Annotated in this window: 23 protein-coding genes and 1 tRNA gene; 6 read left to right on the forward strand and 18 right to left on the reverse strand. The window is 70.5% G+C overall.

From position 1 onward, the window contains the following. Positions 1–123: 123 nt before the first annotated feature. Positions 124–678: a hypothetical protein gene (locus OHB44_RS31980; protein WP_330439152.1), complete on the forward strand. Its 555-nt coding sequence runs from the start codon at positions 124–126 to the stop codon at positions 676–678. Here OHB44_RS31980 and OHB44_RS31985 read toward each other — a convergent pair. The 7 genes from OHB44_RS31985 to OHB44_RS32015 all read right to left on the reverse strand — a co-directional run bounded on the left by OHB44_RS31985 (position 666) and on the right by OHB44_RS32015 (position 4,157). Continuing rightward, positions 666–1,310 carry a histidine phosphatase family protein gene (locus tag OHB44_RS31985; RefSeq protein WP_330439153.1) on the reverse strand — a complete coding sequence of 215 codons (645 nt, stop codon included), beginning with the start codon at positions 1,308–1,310 and terminating at the stop codon, positions 666–668. The genes OHB44_RS31980 and OHB44_RS31985 overlap by 13 nt on opposite strands. A gap of 67 nt (positions 1,311–1,377) precedes the next feature. Then, positions 1,378–1,512: a hypothetical protein gene (locus OHB44_RS31990; protein WP_274530622.1), complete on the reverse strand. Its 135-nt coding sequence runs from the start codon at positions 1,510–1,512 to the stop codon at positions 1,378–1,380. A gap of 33 nt (positions 1,513–1,545) precedes the next feature. Next, positions 1,546–1,965: a VOC family protein gene (locus OHB44_RS31995; RefSeq protein ID WP_210780869.1), complete on the reverse strand. Its 420-nt coding sequence runs from the start codon at positions 1,963–1,965 to the stop codon at positions 1,546–1,548. Positions 1,966–2,000: 35 nt separating this feature from the next. Next, a complete protein-coding gene (locus tag OHB44_RS32000) occupies positions 2,001–2,402 on the reverse strand; it encodes an AraC family transcriptional regulator (RefSeq protein ID WP_330439154.1) in 402 nt (133 codons plus the stop codon). A gap of 112 nt (positions 2,403–2,514) precedes the next feature. Beyond that, positions 2,515–2,997, reverse strand: a complete 483-nt coding sequence (locus OHB44_RS32005; protein ID WP_330439155.1) for a hypothetical protein — start codon at positions 2,995–2,997, stop codon at positions 2,515–2,517. A 172-nt stretch (positions 2,998–3,169) separates the two neighbouring features. Then, positions 3,170–3,613: a hypothetical protein gene (locus OHB44_RS32010; RefSeq protein WP_330439156.1), complete on the reverse strand. Its 444-nt coding sequence runs from the start codon at positions 3,611–3,613 to the stop codon at positions 3,170–3,172. A 467-nt stretch (positions 3,614–4,080) separates the two neighbouring features. Next, a tRNA-Thr gene (locus OHB44_RS32015) sits at positions 4,081–4,157 on the reverse strand. 341 nt (positions 4,158–4,498) lie between these two features. Here OHB44_RS32015 and OHB44_RS32020 point away from each other — a divergent pair. Beyond that, positions 4,499–5,590, forward strand: a complete 1,092-nt coding sequence (locus OHB44_RS32020; RefSeq protein ID WP_091403085.1) for an ABC transporter ATP-binding protein — start codon at positions 4,499–4,501, stop codon at positions 5,588–5,590. Between the two features lie 141 nt (positions 5,591–5,731). Here OHB44_RS32020 and rlmB read toward each other — a convergent pair whose 3' ends face one another. Both rlmB and cysS read right to left on the reverse strand, forming a co-directional pair. After that, complete coding sequence (rlmB, locus tag OHB44_RS32025) at positions 5,732–6,865, reverse strand: 23S rRNA (guanosine(2251)-2'-O)-methyltransferase RlmB (protein WP_238683042.1); 1,134 nt, start codon at positions 6,863–6,865, stop codon at positions 5,732–5,734. Beyond that, positions 6,865–8,280, reverse strand: coding sequence for a cysteine--tRNA ligase (gene cysS / locus OHB44_RS32030; RefSeq protein WP_238683041.1), 1,416 nt, complete (start codon positions 8,278–8,280; stop codon positions 6,865–6,867). The genes rlmB and cysS overlap by 1 nt, the downstream gene beginning before the upstream one ends. Positions 8,281–8,466: 186 nt before the next feature. On the opposite strand from cysS, the gene OHB44_RS32035 reads away from it, so the two are divergent. Further along, positions 8,467–9,153 (forward strand): IclR family transcriptional regulator, encoded by a 687-nt coding sequence (locus OHB44_RS32035; protein ID WP_330441304.1) that lies wholly within the window; start codon positions 8,467–8,469, stop codon positions 9,151–9,153. Between the two features lie 960 nt (positions 9,154–10,113). Further along, positions 10,114–10,713: an endonuclease domain-containing protein gene (locus tag OHB44_RS32040; protein WP_238683039.1), complete on the forward strand. Its 600-nt coding sequence runs from the start codon at positions 10,114–10,116 to the stop codon at positions 10,711–10,713. Between the two features lie 205 nt (positions 10,714–10,918). Here OHB44_RS32040 and OHB44_RS32045 read toward each other — a convergent pair whose 3' ends face one another. The 3 genes from OHB44_RS32045 to OHB44_RS32055 form a co-directional block, all read right to left on the reverse strand. Beyond that, a complete protein-coding gene (locus OHB44_RS32045; protein ID WP_238683038.1) occupies positions 10,919–12,613 on the reverse strand; it encodes a S8 family serine peptidase in 1,695 nt (564 codons plus the stop codon). 179 nt (positions 12,614–12,792) lie between these two features. Continuing rightward, entirely contained in the window at positions 12,793–13,488 is a 696-nt protein-coding gene (locus OHB44_RS32050; protein ID WP_238683037.1) for an HAD family hydrolase, read from the reverse strand. A gap of 101 nt (positions 13,489–13,589) precedes the next feature. After that, positions 13,590–14,555, reverse strand: coding sequence for an EamA family transporter (locus tag OHB44_RS32055; protein ID WP_266304283.1), 966 nt, complete (start codon positions 14,553–14,555; stop codon positions 13,590–13,592). Between the two features lie 86 nt (positions 14,556–14,641). Between OHB44_RS32055 and OHB44_RS32060 the strand changes: the two genes are divergently transcribed. After that, positions 14,642–15,187: a CGNR zinc finger domain-containing protein gene (locus OHB44_RS32060; protein WP_238683035.1), complete on the forward strand. Its 546-nt coding sequence runs from the start codon at positions 14,642–14,644 to the stop codon at positions 15,185–15,187. Here OHB44_RS32060 and OHB44_RS32065 read toward each other — a convergent pair. Genes OHB44_RS32065 through OHB44_RS32075 form a run of 3 tightly spaced genes read right to left on the reverse strand, consistent with a single transcriptional unit; the run spans position 15,154 to position 16,796 of the window. Beyond that, complete coding sequence (locus tag OHB44_RS32065; protein WP_330439158.1) at positions 15,154–15,753, reverse strand: GNAT family N-acetyltransferase; 600 nt, start codon at positions 15,751–15,753, stop codon at positions 15,154–15,156. The two genes, OHB44_RS32060 and OHB44_RS32065, sit on opposite strands and share 34 nt — an antisense overlap. A 57-nt stretch (positions 15,754–15,810) precedes the next feature. Further along, a complete protein-coding gene (locus tag OHB44_RS32070) occupies positions 15,811–15,993 on the reverse strand; it encodes a DUF397 domain-containing protein (protein ID WP_238683033.1) in 183 nt (60 codons plus the stop codon). Then, positions 15,984–16,796: a helix-turn-helix domain-containing protein gene (locus OHB44_RS32075; RefSeq protein WP_238683139.1), complete on the reverse strand. Its 813-nt coding sequence runs from the start codon at positions 16,794–16,796 to the stop codon at positions 15,984–15,986. The genes OHB44_RS32070 and OHB44_RS32075 overlap by 10 nt, the downstream gene beginning before the upstream one ends. 831 nt (positions 16,797–17,627) lie before the next feature. On the opposite strand from OHB44_RS32075, the gene OHB44_RS32080 reads away from it, so the two are divergent. Then, the gene (locus tag OHB44_RS32080; protein ID WP_330439160.1) at positions 17,628–17,918 is read left to right on the forward strand and encodes a hypothetical protein; all 291 of its coding nucleotides are present in this window, start codon (positions 17,628–17,630) and stop codon (positions 17,916–17,918) included. A gap of 49 nt (positions 17,919–17,967) precedes the next feature. Here the strand turns inward: OHB44_RS32080 and OHB44_RS32085 are convergent, their stop codons facing one another. The 3 genes from OHB44_RS32085 to OHB44_RS32095 form a co-directional block, all read right to left on the reverse strand. Beyond that, a complete protein-coding gene (locus OHB44_RS32085; protein ID WP_208603809.1) occupies positions 17,968–19,377 on the reverse strand; it encodes a class II fumarate hydratase in 1,410 nt (469 codons plus the stop codon). Positions 19,378–19,412: 35 nt separating this feature from the next. Continuing rightward, a complete protein-coding gene (locus OHB44_RS32090) occupies positions 19,413–22,391 on the reverse strand; it encodes an AfsR/SARP family transcriptional regulator (protein WP_330439161.1) in 2,979 nt (992 codons plus the stop codon). 258 nt (positions 22,392–22,649) lie between these two features. Next, a complete protein-coding gene (locus OHB44_RS32095) occupies positions 22,650–24,317 on the reverse strand; it encodes a fumarate hydratase (protein WP_238686987.1) in 1,668 nt (555 codons plus the stop codon). Positions 24,318–24,363: the final 46 nt, after the last annotated feature.

A 24,363-nucleotide genomic window follows, 5' to 3' on the forward strand; every position in this document is an offset into this window, starting at 1 on the left:
CGGGGGTAGTCACGCATGTACATTCAGCTACCAGGAGGGAGGAAGGACGCCTCGGACCGCTTCCAGACATCGACAATGGCCGTTCGGGTGAGGCTCTTGACAAGGGAACCGACGCCGCCGTCGATGCGTCCGACGACCATGAGACCCACCTCGACAACCGGCGTCGCCATCGCGCTACTGGTCGTCCTCCTGACCGGCTGCACCAGCGCCGAACGCGCCCCCACCACCACCCCGAGCCAGCCCCCGGTCACCACCGCTCCCGGCCCGACCGGCACCCTGCTTCCGACCACCGCCCCCAGCACCGCCCCCCAGGCCAGCGGCGCGGCCACCCGGGTGATGCTGCGAAGCTCCGGCGGCTTCGCCGGGCGCGGTGACGTGGTGACCGTCGAGCCGGACGGTCAGTGGACCGCCGTGGACCGGGCCGGCAGCCGGCGGTTTGGTCGGCTCAGCCCCGCCGACCTCGGCCGCCTGACAGCTCTGGCCGCCGACCCCCGACTGGCCGCCGAGGCGCGCCGGACGACAAGCCCGACCAACTGTGCGGACGTGTTCACCTACCGGGTCACCGTCGGCACGATCGAGACCGGGTACGCCGACTGCCCGGCCGAGGGGCCCCCGCCGCCGGCCACACAGGACGTGGTCAAGCTGCTGCTACGGGCCACCGGCACTCACACCAGATAGTCCGGGGGCAGGCCGGTCGCACGCAGCTCCGGCGGTAGGTGGGCCACGTCGTTGACGGCGACCAGATTCGGCGGGCCGGCCGCGCTGTACCGGATGACTGTCAGCCCCGCGTTGTGCGTGTTCACGCCCAGCCACCGCCACTCCGGCGCGTCGAGGGCGTGCCGCACCAGCCAGGCGATCAGGAAGCTGTGCGTCACGACCAGCTCGCGGACCGGTTCGCCGCCGGCGGGCCCCTCGGCGACCGGGCCGGCGAACCGCCGCACCGCGTCCGCCGTCACTCGCGGCCCGTCGACCCGCTCGGCCGCCGAGAACTGCGTCAGGAATTCGGCGTACGCGGGCGGCAGGCCGGTCGGATCCGTGTCGTGTGGGAGGTGGTCGCCGGCCAGCTCCGTCTCGTACACCGGAACGTGGCGCAGCGACGTGGCGACCAGCGCGGCGGTCTGCGCGGCCCGGCGCAGCGGCCCGTGGTGGACGGCGGCGAACCGCCGGGCCCGTAGGCGTTCGCCCAGCAGGGTCGCCTGACGCCGGCCGCGCTCCGACAGGCCGGTATCCGGTTCGCCAGCCTCCGGCCCACTCGGCTCGGAGAGATCCTGCTCGGCGTGTCGGGTCAGGTACAGCAACCGGGTCACCATGAGCCCCACCCCAACACACCGGGAGGTACGAGTTCGACCCGTACCTCCCGGTCCTGCGGGCGTCGGCTCAGTCCGTCCGACCGGACGCCGCCCGCGCGAAGGTGACCGCCTGCACGATCGCCGAGCCGACGAAGATCGGGCCGGCGAGCACCCCGCCGATCAACAGCAGGCGGTCCCGACCGACGGCGGCCGGTCGTACCACGGGAAAGCCGCGGCCTGGCTCATCGCCCGCCCCCTACGCCCCGGGGAACATCTGGCCGATGCGGATCCGGTTGCCGAACGGGTCCCGGATGCCGAAGTCGATCCCGTACGGGCGCTCGGTCGGCTCGTCGGTGATCTCGACGCCCTTCGCGACCAGATCCTCGTGCGTCTTGCGGGCGTCGTCAGTGGTCATGAAGAGGTACCCGCCGAGGGCACCCTTGGTGAGCAGCTCCCGGACCTGCTCGGCGGTGGCCGGGTCCAGCGCGGGCGGACCGGGCTTCTCCAACAGGATCTCGCGCTCCGGGTCGCCGGGCAGGTTCACAGTGAGCCACCGCATGAAGCCGAGGTCCTGGTCGGTGTTGACCTCCATGCCGAGCTTGTTGACGTAGAAGTCAAGCGCGGCGTCCTGGTCGAGGACGTAGATCTGGGAGCGGCTGATCGCGTTCATCGTCATGCCCATGACGCTAGAGGTAGGCCCTGACCTGCGGCTTATCCAAAACTGCTGGGTCGGGTCCAGGATTTGGTGAAGCACGACGGCACGTTGGTCGGCGCCACGCGCTGACGCCGGAAATCCGAGGGCGAGTCGCCGACGATCTGCCGGAACGTCCGACTGAACGTGCCCAGGCTGCCGAAGCCGACGGCGTAGCAGATGTCCGTCACGTCCCGATTGGTCTCCACCAGCAACGACATCGCCCGCTCCACCCGGCGGCGTTGCAGGTAGCGGTGCGGGGTCTCACCGAAGGTGGCTCGGAAGGTACGGATGAAGTGCGCCTGCGAGACGTGCGCGATCCGGGCCAACGCGGGAATGTCCAGAGGGTCGGCGTACGCCCGGTCCATCGCGTCCCGGGCGCGCAGCATCGCCCGGTTCGACTCCTCCACCGCCCGACTCATTGGCCCCCGCCCCGCTCCGCGCTGCTCCGGCCTCAGGTTACCGCCGGGCACAGCGTCGTCCGATCGGGTGGCGGCTCCGCGTTGTTCCTCGCCGGACCACCGGCGGCGTCGACTACCGGTTGGCCTCGCGCTCCGGGCAGTCGGCGTACGCCCAGGTTGCGGTGAGGTCCTCACTCGTCACGATCATCCTGCCGGCGAGACAGGCGATCTCGTGCCGGCACCCCTGCTCGTGCGGCAACACCTCGTCCAACATCACGTCGAGGAGTTGGGCCACATCCCACTCTCGGTCAGCCGGCTCGATCGTCAGACTCCGCACGCCACGGTAGCGAATGGTCAGGTCTTCCTCGTGCTTCCAACAGTTGTGCTGGAGGTACAGCTCAAGCCACCGGCTGCCGCCTGTCTCACCGGACGTCAGCCGCGCGGGCTTCAGGCTCTTGACACAGCGCTGGCCAACGAAGTCGTAGTGGCCGGGTTCCGTAGCGAACCTGCGAGCCCCCTCGGGCAACGAGTCAGCAAGCGATGGCAACTGCTCGAGGTATGCCGAGGGATCATGAAAGATGCCGTCTCTGGTTCGTTCAAGGCTGACGTATCTCATTGCCGCCCCTCCGCCAATGCTCGACTCGCGGCAGCGCCCTCAGCGGTCCGTACGTGGACGGCAGGGTCTGCAGCACTGGCGGCGATTGTCTCCGACCCCGACAACCCCCGTGTGCCCACACCTGTGGGACACCGTGCGCCAGGAGGGACACCGGCTCGGTACGGCTGAGCTGTCACTTGCGGTAGTAGAAGTCGGCGGCCTCACCAGCGCGTGCCGGCGCGTTGATCTTCAAGGGCTTTCCGTGATCCTTCATGGTGGTGGTCAGCGTCAGTTTCGGGCCCTCGCTGGGACTCAGCTCGACCTTGATCGAGGTGACCCAACCCTTGTCGTCGGTGGTGATCGTGAACGGCGACAGGCGTATGCCGATCGAGACGATGCTCGGTGCGCCCACGGGGAGGAACGACGTGGCGTCCTTGCCGGTCGGGTCGAAACGACCCGCGTAGGTATGCGGGTCGACGCGGTCCACCGAGGCGATCGACGAGGTGAACGCCTTCAGGCCGGTCGGGTCGACCCAGTCGAAGCGGAGGAAGGGATCGTCGCGCTTCACTCGCTTCAGATCGACGTGCACCCAGTTCTTGTCGTCGGACGGCCGCACGTAACTGTCGTTGCCGATCACGATCCGGCTCCCCGCCGACGGGTACTTCCCACCGGTGACCGAGATCGTGGTCTGGAAACGGCGCTTCTTCGGATCGAAGGCACCCGTGCCGTTGACCTTCTGCCCTTCGGGCAGGTTGCCGCGCACCGCGTACCGGTTGGGCAGCCCCCTGCGACCGCTGCAGCGCCGCGACCAGCTCACCGCGGACGTCGGGCGTCGGGGACGGCGCGGCAGTGACAGTGGCGGTGGCCGCAACCGGTTCGTCGGTGCGCGTGGGCTCAGTCGTCGGAGTGCAGCCGGCGGCGAACAACAGACCGCCGGTCAGACCCAACGCGAGCAGAATGGTGCGGTGTTTCATTGTGATTCCCCCGTGGACCGCCGCCTGATGGCGGGACGGAGGCACGATAGCGAACCTGGTCGACGTCCGGTTGCCCCTCAGGGCGGACCGGCAGAGGCACACGGTGCCGCTCGGATACGTCTGATGTAATTGGAGCCCCCGGCCGGGATCGAACCGGCGACATCTCGCTTACAAGGCGAGTGCTCTGGCCAGCTGAGCTACAGGGGCGCGTGCGTCGAGGTCAGCATAGCGACTGACGTCCGGATATCCCGATCGCGTGGCCTCCCGAGCACGGGAATCGTCAACAACCCGACGCAGACTCGTTTCCCATGGTGTCGATTGATGTCTGACCGTGCCCGAGTGACCGGAATGCGTAGCCCGCCTGGTGGGCTGGGCGGCCCCCCGCCTTGGCAGCACGGGTAAACGCGTTTACGGTTCACTGACACGGACGACGACCGGGCGCCCCCGCGACCGCGCCGCCGTCCGCTGGACCGGCACGGACACGTGCCGGTTGCTCCTTCACTCGGATCGTCCGGCACGTTCCTGCCGGTGAAAGGAAGCGCTTCACCATGGCTACGGTCACCTATTCCAAGGCGTCCCGGGTCTACCCGGGCCAAGAGCGTCCCGCCGTCAACGAGCTGGACCTCGAGATCGGCGACGGCGAGTTCCTCGTCCTGGTCGGCCCCTCCGGTTGCGGTAAGTCCACCAGCCTGCGGATGCTCGCCGGCCTTGAGGACGTGGACGCCGGTTCGATCTACATCGACCAGCGTGACGTCACTCACCTTCCTCCGAAGGCCCGCGACATCGCGATGGTCTTCCAGAACTACGCCCTCTACCCGCACATGACGGTGTACGAGAACATGGCGTTCGCCCTCAAGCTGCGCAAGACCTCCAAGTCGGAGATCGACCGGCGGGTCAAGGAGGCGGCCGGGCTGCTCCAGTTGGAGGAGTACCTCAGCCGTAAGCCGAAGGCGCTCTCCGGTGGTCAGCGTCAGCGTGTCGCGATGGGTCGGGCGATCGTCCGCGAGCCGCAGGTCTTCCTCATGGACGAGCCGCTGTCGAACCTCGACGCCAAGCTCCGCGTGCAGACCCGTACCCAGATCGCGTCCCTGCAGGCCAAGCTGGGCGTCACCACTGTCTACGTCACGCACGACCAGGTCGAGGCCATGACCATGGGTCACCGGGTCGCGGTGCTGCTCGACGGTGTCCTGCAGCAGGTGGACACCCCGCGGGCGCTCTACGACACCCCGGCCAACGTGTTCGTCGCCGGCTTCATGGGCTCGCCCGCCATGAACATCAAGACCGTTCCGTTGAACGAGCGGGGCGCCGAGTTCGCCGAGCTGCAGATTCCGCTGACCCGCGAGCAGGTCGAGGCGGCCCGCGCCGAGGGTGGCGACGGCAAGGTCACCGTGGGCTTCCGTCCGGAGGACTGCGAGCTGGTCAGCCCGACCGAGGGCGGCATGCCGGTGGTTGTCGAGCTGGTCGAGGACCTCGGCTCGGACGCCAACGTCTACGGCCACGCCGCGCTGGGTGGCAACTCGGAGCGCTTCGTCGTCCGCACCGACCGGCGCAACATGCCGAACATGGGTGACACCGTGTTCGTCAAGCCGGTCGCCGGTCGCAGCCACGTCTTCCACGCCGCCACCGGTGGCCGGATCTGATGTAACGCCGTACCGACAGGGGCGGTCCGCTTCGGCGGGCCGCCCCTTCGTCGTACCAAAATTGGCCCTTCATCCTGCCTGGGCGCCGGACGACGAAGGCCCCTCCCGCGCTCGGCGGGAGGGGCCTTCGTTCGACGTGCGCTACAGCTCGACGGAGCGCCGGCGGGCGACCTCGGCCAGGGCGACCGCCGCCGCCACGCTGGCGTTGAGCGACTCGACCTCGGAGATCATCGGGATGCTGACGGTCAGGTCGCAGGTCTCCCCGACCAGGCGGGAAAGACCGCGCCCCTCGGAACCGACCACCACCACCAGCGGACCGACAGCGGCCTCCAGGTTGTAGAGGTCGGTGTCGCCGTCGGCATCCAGGCCGACGACCATGAAACCGGCGTCGCGGCACGCCTTCAGCGACCGGGTCAGGTTGGTCACCTGTGCAACCGGCACCCGCGCGGCCGCGCCGGCACTGGTCCGCCAGGCGGTCGCGGTGATCCCGGCGGCACGACGCTCGGGTACGAAGACACCCTGCGCGCCGAACGCGGCAGCCGACCGGATCACGGCGCCCAGGTTGCGCGGGTCGGTGACACCGTCCAGCGCGACCAGCAGCGGGGCCTGCTGCTCCAGGGCAGCGGCGACCATGTCCTCGAACGGCTGGTACGCGAAGGGCGGCACCTGCAAGCCGACGCCCTGGTGCAGCACCCCGCCGGTCATCCGGTCCAACTCGGCCCGGCTGATCTCCAGGTTGGCGATGCCCCGGTCGGCGGCGGTCCGGATGATCTCGTTGATCCGGTCGTCCATGTCGATGCCCTGGGCGGTGTAGAGCGCCGTCGCCGGCACGTTGGCGCGCAGCGCCTCCAGCACCGGGTTACGCCCGACCAGCAGCTCCGGGGTGTCCTTGGACGGGTTGGACTTGCGCCCCGGCGTGACCCGGGGGCCGGACCGGCCGGTGGGCTTGCCACTCCGTCCGCCGGTGGCGGCACCCCGGCCGCCCGGTACGCCCCGACCGCCACCCCGACCCCAGGTGGTGTCCTTGCTGCCCGGCTGGCCGATCTTGGGGGCGCGCCCCTCCTCGGCCGCCGCGCGGCGCTCCTTGTCCTGCTTCCAGGCGGTGCGCTGGGGCAGCTTCTCGGTGCCCGAGTAGCCCTTGTGCCACGGCCGCTCGTCCGCCGGCAGGGTGCGACCCCGCCCGGCCAACGAGTCCTTGTTCTTGCCGCCGGTGCCCTTGGGGGCGCCTGCCTTCGACGTCAGTCGCCGGCCACGGCGCTGCGAGTTGCCGGCCATCAGTCCTGCTCTCCAATAGTCCAACGGGGGCCCTGGGGGGTGTCCTCGACCACCACGCCGGCCAGCTTGAGCTGGTCACGCACGGCGTCCGCGGCGGTCCAGTCCTTGCGGCCCCGCGCCTGCGCACGCTGCTCCAGGGCCAGCGCGATCAGGGAGTCCACCACGGCACGAAGGTCGTCCGATCGGCCGCCACCGGTCCAGGCCGGGTCGAGGGGGTCGATCCCGAGAATATCCAGCATTGCCCGCACCACGGCCAGCGTGGTGCGGACGGTCACATCGTCGCCGACGCTCAGCGCGGTGTTGCCGTCCCGAATGTGCTGTTGTAGCACGGCCAGCGCGGCGGACGTGTTGAGGTCGTCGTCCATCGCCGCGACGAAACCGGCGGGCAGCTCCCCGAGTTGCCCGGCGCCGACCCGCTCGGCGGCCCGCTGCACGAAACCCTCGATCCGCCGGTACGCGGTGGCCGCGTCGCGCAGCGAATCCTCCGAGTAGTCGATCAGCGAGCGGTAGTGCGCGGCGGCGTAGTAGTAGCGCAGCTCCACCGGCCGCACCCCGAGCGAGTCCACGTACGCCAGGCCCAGCGCGTTGCCGGCGGACTTGCCCATCTTGGCCCCGCCGATGCTCAGCAGCCCGTGGTGCACCCAGTAGCGGGCGAACGGCAACCCGGCCGCCTGGGACTGGGCGATCTCGTTCTCGTGGTGCGGGAACGTCAGATCCAGCCCACCGCCGTGGATGTCGAACTCCGGGCCGAGATAGCGCCAGCACATCGCCGAGCACTCGATGTGCCAGCCCGGACGGCCCAGCCCCCACGGCGAGGGCCAGTAGGCGTCCGCCGGCTCGTCCGGTTTGGCGCCCTTCCACAGCGCGAAGTCGCGCGGATCCCGCTTGCCCCGATCCGGGGCGTCCCCGGCGGACTGCATGGCGTCCGGAGACTGGCCCGACAGCGACCCGTACGCCGGCCAGGACGCCACGTCGAAGTAGACGTCGCCGGAACCGTCACTCGCCGGGTACGCGTGCCCGTCGGCGATCAACTTCGTGATCAGCTCATGCATCTCGGGGATGTGGCCGGTGGCGCGCGGCTCGTAGGTGGGCGCCAGCACGTTCAGCGACCGGTACGACTCGGCGAGCAGCAACTCGTTGGCGTACGCGATCGACCAGAACGGACGACCCTGCTCGCCCGCCTTGACCAGGATCTTGTCGTCGATGTCGGTCAGGTTGCGAATGAAGGTGACCTCGTAGCCGGCGGCCATCAGCCAACGACGCAGCACGTCGTAGTTGACGCCGGAGCGAAGGTGACCGATGTGCGGCGGGGCCTGAAGGGTGAGACCACACAGGTAGACCCCCACCTTGCCGGCTTCCCGCGGGACGAAGTCCCGCACCGATCGGGTGGCGGTGTCATACAGGCGTAGCGTCACCGTACAAGGGTAGCTGTCCGTGCCTGTCCGGGTCCGCCGGTGCCGGGTCGTACGCTGCCAGGCGTGGATGCGACCGCACGCTCCGGTGGCTCCGGTGACCCGCCAGCCAACCCCACCGCCCCCGCCTTCGAACGCGCCACCGGGCCGACCGATGGGGCCTCCGGGCCTACCTCCGGCTCGGCTGACGTGGCCTTCGGGCCGGCCGAGGCTGGCGCGGGGCGGGCCGACGCGGTCGCGGGGCGGGGCGGGGAGACGTCGCAGACGCTGGACCGGGGCTTGCGGCTGCTGCACCTGGTCGCCGACGCCTCTGGCGGTCTGACCGTCACCGAGGCCGCCAATCGGCTCGGCATCGGCCGGGCCGCCGTCTACCGGCTGGTCAGTGCGCTGACCGGGCACGGCATGCTGCGCCGCGACGGAGACGGTCGGCTGCGCCTCGGTGCCGGATTGCTGCACCTGGCCCGACGGGCCCAGCCGCTGCTCGCCGAGGGTGCGCTGCCCGCGCTACGCCGCCTCGCCGAGCAGGCCGGCGCGACCGCGCACCTGACCGTCGTCGAAGGTAGCGAGGGTGTCGCCCTGGCCGTGGTCGAGCCGAGCTGGACGTCGTTCCACGTCGCGTACCGGACCGGGGCACGGCATCCACTGGACCGGGGAGCTGCCGGCCGGGCGATCCTGGCCGGTCGCGCCGGGGTGGCAGAGCCGGTGAGTAGCAGCGGTGAGTTGCAGGCCGGGGCGTACGGGGTGGCTGCACCAGTGCTCGGCGTACCCGGGCTGGAGGCCAGCGTCGGCGTGGTCGCGCTCGCCCCACTGGACGTCGACACGATCGGCCCCCAGGTGCTGGCCGCCGCACGAGCCATCACCACAGCCCTCAGCTGACCCCGCCTTGATCCACTCGGGTTCACGGAAGTCGCGGTGTCCCAGGCCCGGTGATCGCCCGACTTTCAGGAACGCGAGTGGATCACCGCCCGTCGGCGGCCCGGATGCCTGATCGGCCCGGTGTCATAGCACGATCGGCAGGCGGATTCGTGGTTGTCCACAGGTCCAGCGGCACCCGCACGCCGGGTTGTCCACAGGGGTTTCGGTGCCCGGTGCGCGGTCGGCAGGCTGCTCGGCATGCCCCCACGTCCGCATCGCCCCGATGCCCTGGCCTGGCAGGTCTTCCGCGGCTCCGACGCTGTCCGGGACGGCCTGCTCACCGAACATCAGTTGCGCAACTCCGCCTGGGTGCGGTTGCGCCACGACATCTACGCCGACTCGCGGCTGGACCGGGACCACGCCCTCGCCTGTCGTGCCGCCCTCCTCCGGCTCCCACCCGGCGTGGTGGTCGGCGGCCCGTCGGCCGCCTACCTGCACGGCGTCCAACACGCCGCGAGCTTCACTGACGAGGTGCACGTCCTCGTGCCCCGACCGCTGCGGATCGGCCCACAGCGTGGCCTCCGCGTGCACGTCACCGCCATCACCCCGCTCGCGGCGGGCGAGACCCCTGAGCCCGCCACGCCAACCACACGACGACCACCAGGGCGGCCACCGAACGCGAGCCGTCCGCCGACCCCAGGACATCAGCCAGCCGCAATCCGACCGTCAGACGCAGGCCGACCCCCAGGTGCAGGACGAATGCCGGACGCGGGACGACCGTCCAGCGCGGGACGACCGCCGGACGCGGGACGACCACCGGACCCAGGACGACCACCAGACGCAGGACGACCCTCGATCGCTGGACGTCCACGAGATGCGGCGCGGCCTCAGGGAGCAGGCCGCCCACCTGCCGACGGGATGTCACGACGCCCAGCACGGCACCTGTCCCGCCCGGCCATGGTGTCCGCCGGAGCAGGGGGCATGGCCGCGGCCGGCCGGGGCGATGGGTGGGCGACGACCAGTCCCAGCGAGCGGGACCTCCCAATCCCCCGGTCGGACCCCGGCCGGGCCGCCTGGGAGACGGCTGTCTGGCTCGACCCGGTCCGGGCGGTCGCCATCGTCGATTCGCTGCTCGGGCAGGGGCTGGCCGATCGCGACACCCTGGCCGCCATGGCTGCCCGTAACGCTGACCGGCCGGGCGCACGACGAGCACGTTGGGTGTTCGACCTGGCCGACGGCGGCGCCGAGTCCCCGCCGGAGTCACACCTACGCGTGCGGTTGGTGCTGGGTGGGCTGCCGCGCCCAGCCGTTCACCATCCGGTGCGCCTGCCCACCGGCGTCGTTCTGCACCCCGACCTGGCCTGGCCGCAATATCGGGTAGCTGTGGAGTACGACGGCACGTGGCACTCCGACGTGGAGCAGCTGCACCGTGACCGCCGTCGGCTGAATCTGCTGGTGGGCGCGGGGTGGCTGGTCCTGCACGTGACCAGCCGGCGGCTGCACGGCGAGTTCCCGGCGGTGCTTCGTGAGGTACGCGACGCGCTGGTCGGCCGCGGCTGGCGACAGGGATCGTCCAAATGACCAGGATCACCTCGGTTTCCTGGAAACCGCGCCATCCTTCAGGCACCAACACCGCGCCTTCCAGTAAGCCGAGTCGATCATGTTGAGCGCCGGGCGGCGGCGGCCCGGGACAACGGGTCCGGACGACCGCAGGGCCCGGTCGACGAGGTGTCGACCGGGCCCCGACGGTGGTGGCGGTTGGGCCACCTCCGTAGTGCGATGTGCGCTACGGGCGGGCGTTCGGCTTGAGCGGGGTCTTCACCGCCGCGTAGGCGTCGACGATCCCGTAGCCGTAGAAGCCGTTGAAGTTGACCCCACCGGCGCAGTACGCGTCGTAGGTCTCGTCCCGGCCCTCGTTGCGGTACTGCTGGAGGCGCGGCTCCGGGCACGCGTGCTCGGCGGCCGTGCGGTAGAGGTGCTGCTCGACCTGGTCCGGCGACATCCCGAAGCCAGTCCGACCCTGCGCCTTTCCGTGCCGGCTGACGATCAGCGCGGCGACACCGGCGGCGTGCGGGGACGCCATCGAGGTGCCCTGGAGGTAGGTGTAGTAGCCGCACTCACCGTTGGCCTTGCACTGCTTGAAGACCGAATTCTCGAAGCCGGCGACGATGTTGCCGTCGGCGTCGACCGATTCTTCCTCCTGAAGCACGTGCTTCGGGTACGAGGAAAGGATCATGTTGGCGTCGGTACGGAAGGTGTCGGTGCCGAAGCCGTCCCGGAACCAGCCTCCCGGCGCGGCGACCGAGATCTGCTCGGTGCCGTAGTTGGAGAAGTCCGACTTCTTGCCGGACGGGCCAACCGACGAAACGCCGATCACGTGCGGGCCCTCGGTGGGGAGGTCCCAGCAGCTCTCGTTGTCGATCGGTCGGGGGTAAGGGTCGGCGCCGTAGTCGGGGCTCGTGACGTCGGTGCGCGGAGCACCCAGGTCCTCGTTGTTGTTGCCGAGCGCACCGACGAGGGTCACGCCCTTGTTGTGCGCGAAGACCAGCGCCCGCTTCATCGCCTTGATGACGGCCCGCTGCTCGGCCTGGTCCTCGGGGGAGTCGGCCGGGTTGGCGGTGCAGTTGTAGAGCCACGGGTCGACATAGAACGACATGTTGACCACGTCGATCCCGGACCGGCCGGCGTAGACCAGGGCGTTGACGACCGGGTCGAGGAAGAAGTAGCCAGAGTCCTGGCCGCCCTTGAGCTCGACCAGCGAGACGTTCGGGGCGACGCCAGAGAGACCGAAACCGTTGGCCGCGGCGCCGATGGTGCCGGCCACGTGGGTGCCGTGCCCGCCGTCGTCGGTGCCGACCGGGTCGACGCAGCTCGGCACCTCGCAGGGGCCGTCCACATCGGTCAGGTCGGGCGCGAAGTTGCGCGACAGCGACCAGTTGAAGTTCGGCGCGATGTCCGGGTTGCTGGCGTCGACGCCGGTGTCCAGCACGCCGACGGTCACCCGACGGTCGCCCGGCTCGATCTTGCGGGCCTTGTCGGCCCGGATCATCTCCAAGCCCCACAGCTTGTCATCGAGCGGATCGAGCTTGGTGCCCTTCTTGGCAGCACCGGCAGCACCGGCACGAGCACCGGCAGCGGCCAGCAGGTGCTCCTGCTCGACCCGGTCCAGCTTCGGCTTGCGGCCGATGGCCTTCTGCTCGGCGGCCCCGATCAGCGTCGGTGCGGCGGTCGCCCTGGCCGCGAAGTCAGCCCGGTCGCTGCTGACCTGGAACATGCCGACCTCATCGGACCGGGACACCACAGTGCCGCCAGCTGCGCGGATCGCGGCGACGGCGGTGTCAGTGGCGACGCCATCCTCGGCGACGACGGTGAAGGTCCGGGCATTGCTCGGCGCGGCGTTGGCCGGCACACCCAACCCCGTAGCCGTAAGTGCCAGCACAGCCGCGGTCGCGACCGTACGGGCGGTGAAGCGCTTGCTCACCACATCAGATCCTCTCGTTGAGGGACGTGGCAGCCATCACACAGCAACGATCCGGATTACGCCAGTTGAGCGCCCGTTATGGCCGTGAATCCCGTCAGTTCGAGCCGCACCGATACGGGCCGCACCGACACAGGCCGCACAGTCACCCGGCGCACAGACACACCACTGGCCACCTCGACCTACACACCTACCGCGTCGACACCAAGATTCGCCAGCGCGGCTGGCAGCTCGGCCATGCTGGAAACTTCGGCGTCGGGCTGGCAGCCGAGGGGGCGGGGCAGGCGGAGCCGGTTCAGCCACACCGATCGCAGGCCGGCCCGCCGAGGCGCCAGCACGTCGTGCTCCCACGAGTCGCCGACGTACACGATCTGGTCGGCTGGCGCCCCGGCCGCCGCGACCACCGCGGCGTAGAACTCCGGGGCTGGCTTCTTGGGCAGGCCGTTTTCGTGCGCGTACAGCTCGAAGGCGAACTCGCCGGCGAGCCCGCACCGCTCGGCGCGGCTGTTGCCGTTGGTGGCGAAGCCCAGCGTGTACCGGCCGCGCAGCGTGGCCAGCGCCGGTGGTACGTCCGGGAACGGGCGGGTCAGGGCGAACCGGCGACCGAAGAAGAGGTCTGCGATCTCGTCCAGGTGGTTGACCAGTTCGGCGCGGGCCAGCGACCGGGCCAGTGCCGCGCGCCGGATCTCCGCCACCGGGGCGGCGCTCAGTTCACCGAAGACGGCACCCCAGTCCGACTCCAGCTCGGCGAGCGTCACCCCGGCCGCCGCCGAGGTACGTCGCCGCATCTCGTCGAGGACCGCCACCAGCCCGCCCGTGACCGCTGGACGCAGGTCCAACAGCGTCTCGTCAGCGTCGAACACCACAGTGGTCAGCACGGCACCCAGTCTCTCACCGCCCGCGCGGAGCGCGCCGCCCGCGCGGAGCGCGCCGCCCGCCGGCACGCGCCAGCCATCAGGAGCACGCCGCCGGCCAACCCTCACCGACCGTCAAGCGCCAGTTCGGGTTCGGGCGTGGCCGGCGCGGGCGTCGAGGGCGACCCGCGCAGTTCGTCGAGGCGTACCAGGGCGACGCCGGCGACGATCAGCGCGCCGCCGAACAGTTGCCAGCCGGTGGGCAGCTCGTTCAGGAAGAGCCAGGCGATAAGCACCGCGAAGAGCACCTCGGTCAGCCCGACGAACGACGACAGGCGGGGCCCGAGGATCCGGGTGCCGGCGATGCCGGTGAGGTACGCGATGACGGCGGCCACCAACGACAGCCCGGCGATGGGCACCAACCAGCTGGTGGGTTGCCCGGCGAAGGTGACCTCACCGAAGGTGGCGTGCAGCGGCAGCAGGCCGGTCAGTCCGACGAGGAGCAGCATGGCGGCGCCGACGGCCATTCCACCGCTGGCCATGGCGACCGAGGGCAGCCGGGGGTCGACCCGGCCGGCGAGCACGAAGTATCCGGCCAGGCCGAACGCCGCGCCAAGCCCCCAGAGCACGCCCACCGGGTGGAAGTCGGCGGTGCCGGCGAGGTCGAGCACGAACGCCAACCCGGCGAGTGCGGCCACCGACCCGGCGACGGTGAGCCGGCGGGGTGGCTGCCCGTGCCGCAGCCACATCCAGACCACGACGAGGATGATGCCCAGGTATTCCAGCAGCAGCGCGACACCGACGGGCAGGTAGCGCACGGCGTTGAAGAAGCACACCTGGGCCAGCGCCACCCCGAGGAGCCCGAACATGCCGATGGCCGCGGCGTTGCCTCGCAGCACGTCCCATTTGCCCCGCAGCGACAGCAGGGCGGGGATCGCCAGCACCAGGGCGGCCACCCCGACCCGGGCGATCACCGCGGACTCGGCTGACCAGCCGGCCTCGATGAGCGATCGCGCGAAGGTGCCGGAGGTGGCGAAGGTGACTGCGGAGAGCAGCGCAAGTCCGACGCCGGCAGCAGGTCGTGAGTGCATGTCGCGCTCCTCGCAATGGGCACCGTGTCATGAGCAAACTATCCTTGTACTGATGACGCTAGGCGGAAGCCATGACAGGAGTCAAGTTGCTATTCGCTCATGACACCGAGTGTTCGCTGATCGCCGCCGCGGCGCTGGTCAACACCGCAGGTCGGGACGGTGAGCTGCTGCCCGACATCGCGGCGCTGGACGCGTTCTTCGACCGCCACTCCTACAGCGGCCGGCACGAGCACACCGAGGCCGAGCTGCGCGCCGTACGGGAGCTGCGTCCCCAACTGCGCCGCATCTGGCACGCCGAACCACCCGAGATCGTCGCGGTGGTCAACGGCCTGCTGCTGGAACACAAGGCGCTGCCCCAGCTCATCGAGCACGACGACGAGCCGTACCACCTGCACGCCGTTCCCCGCGATGCGCCGCTGGCCACCCGGATCGCGGTCGAAGCCGCCATGGCGATGGCCGACCTCGTCCGTACCGGCGAGCTGAGCCGTTTGCGGATCTGCGAATACCCGGACTGCGACAACGTCGTCGTCGACCTGTCCCGCAACCGGTCCCGGCGGTTCTGCGAGGCCGGCTGCGGCAACCGCGCCGCGGTGACCGCCTACCGCGCCCGCCGGGCCGCCGGCCGCTCCTGACCGACGGTCGCCCACTCCTCGGCTCGCACCTCGTACTCCACCTCGCCTTGCTCGGTGCCCGGGATCGGGTCGTCCCACTGCAGGTGAAAGGTCCGCACGTAGCGCAGCCCGGCCTTCACCATCACCCGCCGGGAGCGTTCGTTGACAGTCATCGTCTCGGCCCAGACCCGACGTACCCCGACAACGTCGAAGGCGTGCCGGACCAGCTCCCGCGACCCCTCGGTGGCCAGCCCGCGCCCCCACGTCGAGCGGCGCAGCCGATAGCCCAACTCGGCCTCGGTGCCGTCCGCTGACGGGTCCAACGCGAACCAACCCAGGAACTCGCCGGACTCCCGATCATGCGCCGCCCACCGCCCCAACCCGGGGAACCTGTCGTACTGGGCCAGCAGCCTCGGCAACTGCTCGTCACGCACTGTGGACAGCGGGGTCGCGACACCCCCGGTGAGGAAACGCATCACCTCGGGGTCGCTGTCCAACTCGACCAGCGCGTCCACGTCGCCCATAATCAGCCGCCGCAACCGCAGCCGCTCGGTCCCCGCCGGCACCGCCGCGCCATCGTCACCCATAGCCCGGATCATCCGTCCTGCTCAGGACCGACCCCCGTCGCGGGCGAGGCGGTCGGATCAACGCGGGGGCGCGACCACGAAGAGCCGCCAGGAGTACGCGTCGACAACGAGTACGGGCCCGTCCGAGTCCTTACTGTCTCGCACCCCGACCACGTCCCCAAGATTCGTCGCCACCTCTACACAGTTGGCGTCCTGGTTGCTGCGGCTGCTCTTGCGCCATTGAGCACCGGTCAACTCCACGACTCGGCCACCTCGTTCATCAGCTCGATCGATGCCTGCGGGGGCAGGGCTTCGCCCAAGGTAGCCTCCCAGACCCGCTGCAACCGCAACAGATCCTTCGGCTGGTCCAGTTCCTGGCCGCGGACCTGACAGTCCAGGTAGGCCACCTCCGTGCCATCGGGCAGGACGGCGAGCGCGAACTGTCCACCAAGCCCTGGATACTCCTCGGCCGATCGCGGCACCACGTGCAACCGGACCCGGGGGTGCCCGGTCGCGATGCCGACCAGGTGCAGCGTCTGGTCGCGCATCACCTTTCGCCCGCCCACCCGTCGCCGCAGCACCGCCTCGTCCAGCACCGCCACGATCTGCGGCGCACGCTCGCTGTGCAGCACCTCCTGACGCTCCATCCGGGCGGTCAGTCGCCGGTCGACCTCTTCGGGAGCGAGCAGGCCGCCCGCCTCGAAGACCGCCCGCGCGTAGGCCTCCGTCTGGAACAGCCCCGGCACGTAGCGGGGCTCATACCACCGGAGTGTGCGCGCCTGCTCGAAGATCGCCTGCCAGCCGCGTAGCCAGGGCTGCGCCCGGTCCAGGCTGACCAGTTCGGTGGACATCCGGCCGAAGAGGCCGCCGGTGTCCAGGGCGCGGTCGACCAGTTCCAGGTACTTGGCGGTGGGCGGCTGCTGACCCAGCTCGACGGCGCTGACCATCGACGCCGAGTAGTTGACCGCCTTGGCCAGCTCGTCCTGACTCCAGCCACGTCGGACCCGCGCCCGGCGCAGCTCAGCGATCAGGAACGCCGCCGCCGTCATCTGTCCATCGGCCATGCCGTGCCCGCCCTCCACCCCGCCGACGATCATCTCCAGCCGGCCGCCAGCGGCGGTGCCACCCAAAACAGGGCGACTATGACGACGCGGCCAAACCCTTCCGACCGTAGTCGCCTGATCACCACACTGTGAAGCGCGGCGCCGCTCCCCGTCCCCCGGGATCTGCCGGTACCGCACGGGACCGCCCGCTCCCCCGTGCCGGGCGGTCCCACCAGACATCCACAGCCGGCGCGACCCACAGCCAGCGCGACCCACAGCCAGCGCGACCCACAGCCAGCGCGACCCACGACCAGCGCGACCCACAGCCAGCGCGACCCACAGCCAGCGCGACCACGGCCGGAGTGCGCCACGACCAGAGCGAGCCACAGCCGGAGTGCAACCCACCTGGACAAGCGGAGGCGATGCCACAAACGAGTCAGGTCCAAAGCGTCAGCCCAAGACATTGCCGGACCCGCCGACACCTGCTATCCCGCCCACGCACACGCCGGCCACCCGGGGCCGACCACGCCCACCATTCCAGCCGCGCCCACCACCCGACCGGCCACGCCCACCACCCGACCAACCACATTGGTCACCGAACCCGCCGGCAGCCCCGACCGACCACACAAGATCGTGCTCGATCCTGGAAAGAGTGGGGTCCTGGCGTGCGGAAGCCACTACATCCAGGATCGAGCACGATCTGGCGCAGGGCAGCTGGCGCGGCGCAGATGGCGCAGCGCAGCTGGCGCAGCGCAGGTGGCGCAGCGCAGGTGGCGCAGGTCCGACGCAAGTCCGGCGCGACCCCTAGCCCGGCGACATCCCGGCGCAGTCCGGTCAACGAAAGGCCACAGCATGTCCCGGATCGCCCCGGACGGCCGCGCGACGGCACCACGCCGACCGCACCTGCCGCTGCGCCCGCTCTGGCTCTGCCGGGTCTGCGCCGCGCCCTGGCCGTGCCCGGTCGCCCGACTCACCCTGCGTCAGGAGTACGCGCACGACCGCATCGGGTTGAGCATCTACCTGTGCGCCGTCCTGCACGAGGCGGCTGCCGACCTGTACCGACTCAACCCGCACGACGGCCCCGACCCCGCCGCGCTCTTCGCCCGCTTCCTCGGTTGGGCGAGACCACGGCACCTACCCTGACCAGGGCAGGCTGCGGCAGGGCGGGCCGAGCCGGGCGGGGCAGGACGGGTCAGGGATGGGTCATCCGGAGCAGGTCCAACGTCTCGTCCAGCTGGGTCTCGGTGAGCTTGCCGGAGTCGACGTGCCCCCGGGAGATGACCACCTCGCGGATCGAGGTCTGCTTGGCCAGCGCCTCCTTGGCGATCGACGCGGCCTCGTCGTACCCCAGGTAGCGGTTGAGTGGGGTGACGATCGACGGTGAGCCCTCGGCGTACGCCAGGCAGACCTCGGCGTCCGCGACCAGGCCGACCACCAGCCGGTCGGCGAAGAGCCGGCTCACCGCGGAGAGCAGCCGGATCGACTCCAGCAGGTTGCGGCCCATCACCGGGAGCATCACGTTCAGCTCGAAGTCGCCCTGTGAGCCGGCGAAGCCGACGGTCGCATCGTTGCCGATCACCTGGGCGCAGACCTGCCGCATCGCCTCGGCGACCACCGGATTGACCTTGCCCGGCATGATCGACGAGCCGGGCTGGAGGTCCGGGATGCGCAGCTCGCGCAGGCCGGCGCGAGGGCCGGAGCCCATCCAGCGGATGTCGTTGGCGATCTTGTAGAGGCCGATCGCCACGGTCCGCAACTGCCCCGAGGTCTCCACCAGCGCGTCCCGCGCGCCCTGCGCCTCGAAGTGGTTTCGCGCCTCGCTCAGCGGCAACCCGGTCGACTCACGCAACCTGTCGATCACGGCGGCGGCGAAGCCGAGCGGGGTGTTGATCCCGGTGCCGACGGCGGTGCCGCCCAGCGGCAGCTCGGCCAGTCGGGGCAGCGCGCCCTCCAGCCGTTCGATCCCGTAGCGGACCTGGGCGGCGTACCCACCGAACTCCTGACCGAGGGTGACCGGGGTGGCGTCCATCAGGTGGGTACGCCCGGCCTTGACCACCGTCTCGAACTCGGCGGCCTTGGCCTCCAACGCCGAGGCCAGGTGCGCCAGCGACGGCAGCAGGTCTTCGACGATGAACTGGGTGGCCGCCAGGTGGATCGAGGACGGGAAGACGTCGTTGCTCGACTGGGAGGCGTTGACGTGGTCGTTCGGGTGCACCGGGGAGCCCAGTTCCCGGCTGGCCAGGGTCGCGATCACCTCGTTGGTGTTCATGTTCGACGAGGTGCCGGAGCCGGTCTGGAACACGTCCACCGGGAACTGGTCGTCGTAACCACCGTCGGCGACGTGCGCGGCGGCGGCGGCGATCGCGGCGGCCACGTTGGCGTCGATCACGCCCAGCTCGCCGTTGACCTCGGCCGCCGCGCCCTTGATCTGGGCGAGGGCCTTGATCTGGGCCGGTTCGAGGCCCCGGCCGGAAATCGGGAAATTCTGCACCGCGCGCTGGGTCTGCGCCCGCCACAGCGCCTCGGCGGGCACCTCCACCTCGCCCATCGAGTCGCGTTCGATGCGGTAACCGGTCGCCTCTGGAGTCGTCACGCGTACCATCCTGCCGCGCCCGTGGCCGACTCGCAGATGATCCGTCAGCCGAACTCGGTGAGCAGCCGTTCCACCTCGTGCTGATCCGGCGACTCGATCTGCCGAAACAGCGCCAGCGCTCGCTCCAGGTGCGCGCGGGCGGCCGCCGGATCGGTGGCCCGTACGCAGCGGGCGATGCCCTCCAACGCTAGGCCCTGCTCGCGTGGGGAACCCAGCCCGGTGGCGTCGACGAGCACCCGACGATGCAGGTCGAGCGCGCTTGTCACGTCCCCCTGATCCAGGATGGCTCGGGCCAGCAGGTTGCGCGAGCCGCACTGGGCGATGCGATCCCCCGCCTCGGTCATCGCGACCAGTGCCGCACGGTGCAGATCGGCGGCCCGTTCCGGACGGCCAGCCTCCCGTTCCATCATCCCGATCTCGTTCAACACCTCACCCTCGCCAAACCGGGTGCCCACCTCTCGCTTGACGCGCAGCGCCACCCGCAGCAACCGCTCGGCCGGCACCACGTCACCCATCCGATGCCGGATCATCCCGAGGTGCCCGAGGGCGTTGCCGATCCGGCGCGGATCGCCGACCTCGCGGGCGATCCCCAGGTGCCGCCGGGCGGTGCGCAGCGCCTCGTCGAACCGTCCCCAGAGAAGCAGGGTCATCGCGAGGTTGTTGAGCTCGTTCGCCAGCGCCTCCTTGTCGCGCAGCCGCGTCGCCAGCGCGCGGGCAGCGTCGTAGCACTCCCGGGCCCGGCGGAACTCGAAGTTGGCGGCGTACGCGGTGCCCAGGTTGCCAAGGGTGTTGCGGAACTCACGGCGCAGACCGAGCCGGCGGAAAATCTCCAGCGACCTTTCCATCACCCGGATCGACTCGGGGAAAGCACCCAACCGGTAGTGGGCCGAGGCGAGATAGTTGAGCATTGTCGCGACCGCCCGATCGTCGCCCAACTCCTCGGCGGCGCGCAGGCCCGCGGAGTGCGTCTCGATCAACTCGTCCAGGCGGCCACTCTCGAACTGGGCGTGCCAGCACGCCCTCGCCAACTGCCAGCACTTCTGGAGAAGCCCCTCGGTCTCCGCCAACCGGACCAGTGCGGGCCACAGGGCAAGGTTCTCGTTGAGCCAGGTTCGACCCTGCTCGGTGACGATCGTGACCAGGTCAGCCCGAACCGGTACCGTCACCAAGATCAGCGGTTGGGTCGAGGAGAGCTCCCTCTCGCGAGCGATCGCCGTGGCGACGTGCAGGTGGTGATCGAGCAGACGCTCGATGGCGTCCCGCCGCTCGCCTGCCCGCTCAGGCTCGGCGACCAGCGTCCGCGCGTACTCCCGGACCAGGTCGTGCAACCGGTAGCGGCTGGGCTCCGCCTCCTCCACCAGGTGCGCGTCGACCAACTCGTCGAGCAGGTCCTGGACCTCGGGCAGCGGCAGTTCGACCAGTACGGCCGCGACCAGGTTGTCGAACCGTACCCCCGGGTGCAGACCCAGCAGCCGGAATGCGCGCTGCGCCGCCGGCGACACCTGGGCGTACGACAGGGCGAAGGCTCGACCGACGGACCGTTCGCCCGCTTCGAACTCGGCCAACGGGTCCGGTCGGGTGCTCAGCCGCTCGGCCAGGTCGGCGATCCGCCAACGGGGTCGGTGTGCCAGTCGGGCACCGGCCAGTCGGATGGCGAGAGGCAGGTGACCACAGCGTCGGACCACCTCGGTGGCGGCCTCCGGCTCGGCTGCCACCCGGTTCATGCCGACCACCCGCCCCAGCAGCTCGACCCCCTCGTCGGTGTCGAGCACGGGAAGCGACGAGGGCCGGCCCTCGTCCACCCCGACCAGCCGTCGACGACTGGTGATCAGGATCAGGCATCGCGAGCCGTTGGGCAGCAGGGGTGTCACCTGGTCGGCGGTGGCCGCGTTGTCCAACACCAGCAGGGCCCGCCGGCCGGACAGCTCGGAGCGCCAGAGCGCCAACCGGTCGTCCTGGTTCGCCGGTACGCGCTCGTCGGGCACACCGAGTTGCCGCAGCAGCGTCGCCACCGCCGCAGCCGGCGTCAACGGCGTGCGCTCGCTGTGCCCATGCAGGTCGAGGTAGAGCTGGGCGTCCGGGTAGTCGTCTGCGAGGGCGGTGGCGAGGTGCACCGCGAGGGTGGTCTTGCCGCTGCCCGCCATGCCGTCGATGAGCTGGATCCTGGCCCCGGCCTCCACCTCCTTGACCAGGCGGGCCAGCGTCTGCTGCCGGCCGGTGAAGTCGCCGATCGCCCGGGGCAGCGAGCGGACCGGAGCGATCGGCCACGCTTCCCGACCGGCCAGGGCCAGGTCACCGGCGAGCACCCGTTGGTGCAGTTCCTGCAACTCGGCACCTGGTTCGATGCCCAGCTCATCCGCGTAGAACCGCCGGCCCTCCCGGTAGACGGCGAGCGCGTCGGCCTGCCGCCCGACCGCGGACAGTGCCAGCATCAGTTGCCCACGCAGCCGCTCCCGCACCGGGTGCTGGTCGACACTTTCGGCGAGTTCGCCGATCAGCTCGGCGGCCAGACCGAGGCGCAGCTCGACATCGACGCACTCCTCCAGCGCGGTGAGACGCTGCTCGTCGAGTGCCTGTGCACGGCGGCGGACGCTCCGGCTCGGGATTCCACCCAGCGCCGGCCCGCGCCACAACGCCAAGGCGGCGCGGAATTCGGCACGCGCGTCTACCAGGCGACCGGCCGTCGCGGCGGATCGGGCCGCCTCCACACCCCGGGTGAAGACCTCGGCGTCCAGGTCGGTCGGTGCGGTACGCACCCCGTACCCCGCCGGGTCGGTGACGATGAGGTCCGGTGCCAGCTCGAGTTCGGTGAACCGGCGACGCAACCGCGACACGCAGGTCTGCAACTGCGCTCGGGCGGTGGCCGGCGGGCGGTCCTCCCACACCGCGTCGACCAGTTCGTCGACCGGCACGAGCCGGCCGGCCCGCAACAAGAGCATGGCGAGCACGATCCGGTCGCGTCCGGCGGTGACAGTGGACTCGCCACCGCCCACCCGCAGGGGCCCCAGGATCCCGAACCGCATCTGCTCTCCCGCATCAGTGGTGCAACTTCCAGCAGAGTAGTCCGGTGATAACAGACCGCCTCGGTCAGGCGATAGTGATCTGAGAGCGGATCGACAGCGGTGCGCAGCACACTCATTCCGAGTTGTCGGTGACGGCATCCGACGGGGGCGGTGCGCCCGTCCCACCCCAGGGGGCGGGCGTACCGATGTCGGCAGAGCACGGGCGACAGAACGGGCGCCGGGCGACTTCGCCCGGCGCCCTTTCGCGTACCTGTGGGGTCAGCGGCGGCCGACGGTGAGCACCGGCTTGGTGACCTCGGCGAAGAAGTCGTTGCCCTTGTCGTCGACCACGATGAAGGCGGGGAAGTCCTCCACCTCGATCTTCCAGACGGCCTCCATGCCCAGCTCCGCGTATTCGAGCACCTCGACGTGCTTGATGCAGTCCTGGGCGAGGCGGGCCGCGGGGCCGCCGATCGAGCCGAGGTAGAAGCCGCCGTGCTGCTGGCAGGATCGGGTCACCTGACCCGACCGGTTGCCCTTGGCCAGCATCACCTGGGAGCCACCGGCGGCCTGGAACTTTTCCACGTAGGCGTCCATCCGGCCGGCGGTGGTCGGGCCGAACGAGCCGGACGCGTACCCCTCGGGGGTCTTCGCCGGGCCGGCGTAGTAGACCGCGTGGTCACGCAGGTACTGCGGCATCGGCTCACCGGCGTCCAGCCGCTCGGCGATCTTGGCGTGGGCGATGTCCCGGGCGACGACGAGCGGCCCGGAGAGGGAGAGGCGCGTCTTCACCGGGTACTTCGACAGTTCCGCGCGGATCTCGTCCATCGGCCGGTTCAGGTCGACCCGGACCACCAGCTCGGCGTCGAGCGAATCGTCGGTGACGTCGGGCAGGAACCGCGCCGGGTCGGTTTCGAGCCGCTCCAGCCACACGCCCGACGGGGTGATCTTGGCGACGGCCTGGCGGTCCGCCGAGCAGGAGACGGCGATAGCCACCGGGCAGGACGCACCGTGCCGGGGCAACCGGACCACCCGTACGTCGTGGCAGAAGTACCGCCCACCGAACTGGGCGCCGATGCCGAAGTTGCGGGTCAGCTCCAGGACCTCCGCCTCCAGCTCCAGGTCGCGGAAGCCGTGCGCGCTCATCGAACCCGTTGTGGGCAGCGCGTCAAGATACTTGGCGCTGGCGTACTTCGCGGTCTTCAGCGCGTACTCGGCGGAGGTGCCGCCGATGACGACGGCCAGGTGGTACGGCGGACAGGCGGCGGTGCCGATCAGCCGCAGCTTCTCCTCCAGGAACTGCATCATCCGCGTTGGATTGAGCAGCGCTTTCGTCTCCTGGTAGAGGTACGACTTGTTGGCCGAGCCACCGCCCTTGGCCATGAACAGGAACTTGTACGCGTCGGGGTGCCCGTCCGGGTCCTCGGCGTACAGGTCTACCTGGGCGGGCAGGTTGCTGCCGGTGTTCCGCTCGTCCCACATGGTCAGGGGAGCGAGTTGGGAGTAGCGCAGATTGAGCTTGGTGTACGCCTGGTAGACGCCCCGGGAGATGGCCTCCGCGTCGGCACCGTCGGTCAGCACGTGCCGACCGCGTTTGCCCATCACGATGGCGGTGCCGGTGTCCTGGCACATCGGCAGGACACCGCCGGCGGCGATGTTGGCGTTGCGCAGCAGGTCCAGCGCGACGAACCGGTCGTTCGGCGAGGCGGCCGGGTCGTCGATGATCGCCCGGAGCTGCGCCAGGTGTGCGGGGCGCAGGAAGTGCGCGATGTCGTGCATCGCCTCGGCGGTCAGCGCGGTGAGCGCGGCCGGCTCCACGGTGAGGAACCGACGGCCCCCCGGGCCGTGTACGACGTCCACGCCCTCGTCGGTGACCAGGCGATAGTCCGTCTGGTCCGGGCCGGTTGGCAGCAGAGGGGCGTACGAGAATGCGGCGGCACTGCTCATGAGCGGCAAGCCTAGGGCAGACCGGTCGATCACTCCCACCCGCCGG

Origin of the sequence: Micromonospora sp. NBC_00821 (assembly GCF_036347035.1) — a bacterium.
GTDB classification, from domain to species: domain Bacteria; phylum Actinomycetota; class Actinomycetes; order Mycobacteriales; family Micromonosporaceae; genus Micromonospora; species Micromonospora hortensis.

Coding starts and splice junctions, on each gene's coding strand:
- OHB44_RS31980 (WP_330439152.1), top strand. CDS start 124: ATGCGTCCGACGACCATGAGACCCACCTCGACAACCGGCGTCGCCATC.
- OHB44_RS31985 (WP_330439153.1), bottom strand. CDS start 1,310: ATGGTGACCCGGTTGCTGTACCTGACCCGACACGCCGAGCAGGATCTC.
- OHB44_RS31995 (WP_210780869.1), bottom strand. CDS start 1,965: ATGACGATGAACGCGATCAGCCGCTCCCAGATCTACGTCCTCGACCAG.
- OHB44_RS32000 (WP_330439154.1), bottom strand. CDS start 2,402: ATGAGTCGGGCGGTGGAGGAGTCGAACCGGGCGATGCTGCGCGCCCGG.
- OHB44_RS32005 (WP_330439155.1), bottom strand. CDS start 2,997: ATGAGATACGTCAGCCTTGAACGAACCAGAGACGGCATCTTTCATGAT.
- OHB44_RS32020 (WP_091403085.1), top strand. CDS start 4,499: ATGGCTACGGTCACCTATTCCAAGGCGTCCCGGGTCTACCCGGGCCAA.
- rlmB (WP_238683042.1), bottom strand. CDS start 6,865: ATGGCCGGCAACTCGCAGCGCCGTGGCCGGCGACTGACGTCGAAGGCA.
- OHB44_RS32040 (WP_238683039.1), top strand. CDS start 10,114: ATGGCCGCGGCCGGCCGGGGCGATGGGTGGGCGACGACCAGTCCCAGC.
- OHB44_RS32055 (WP_266304283.1), bottom strand. CDS start 14,555: ATGCACTCACGACCTGCTGCCGGCGTCGGACTTGCGCTGCTCTCCGCA.
- OHB44_RS32065 (WP_330439158.1), bottom strand. CDS start 15,753: ATGGGTGACGATGGCGCGGCGGTGCCGGCGGGGACCGAGCGGCTGCGG.
- OHB44_RS32075 (WP_238683139.1), bottom strand. CDS start 16,796: ATGGCCGATGGACAGATGACGGCGGCGGCGTTCCTGATCGCTGAGCTG.
- OHB44_RS32080 (WP_330439160.1), top strand. CDS start 17,628: ATGTCCCGGATCGCCCCGGACGGCCGCGCGACGGCACCACGCCGACCG.
- OHB44_RS32085 (WP_208603809.1), bottom strand. CDS start 19,377: ATGGTACGCGTGACGACTCCAGAGGCGACCGGTTACCGCATCGAACGC.
- OHB44_RS32090 (WP_330439161.1), bottom strand. CDS start 22,391: ATGCGGTTCGGGATCCTGGGGCCCCTGCGGGTGGGCGGTGGCGAGTCC.
- OHB44_RS32095 (WP_238686987.1), bottom strand. CDS start 24,317: ATGAGCAGTGCCGCCGCATTCTCGTACGCCCCTCTGCTGCCAACCGGC.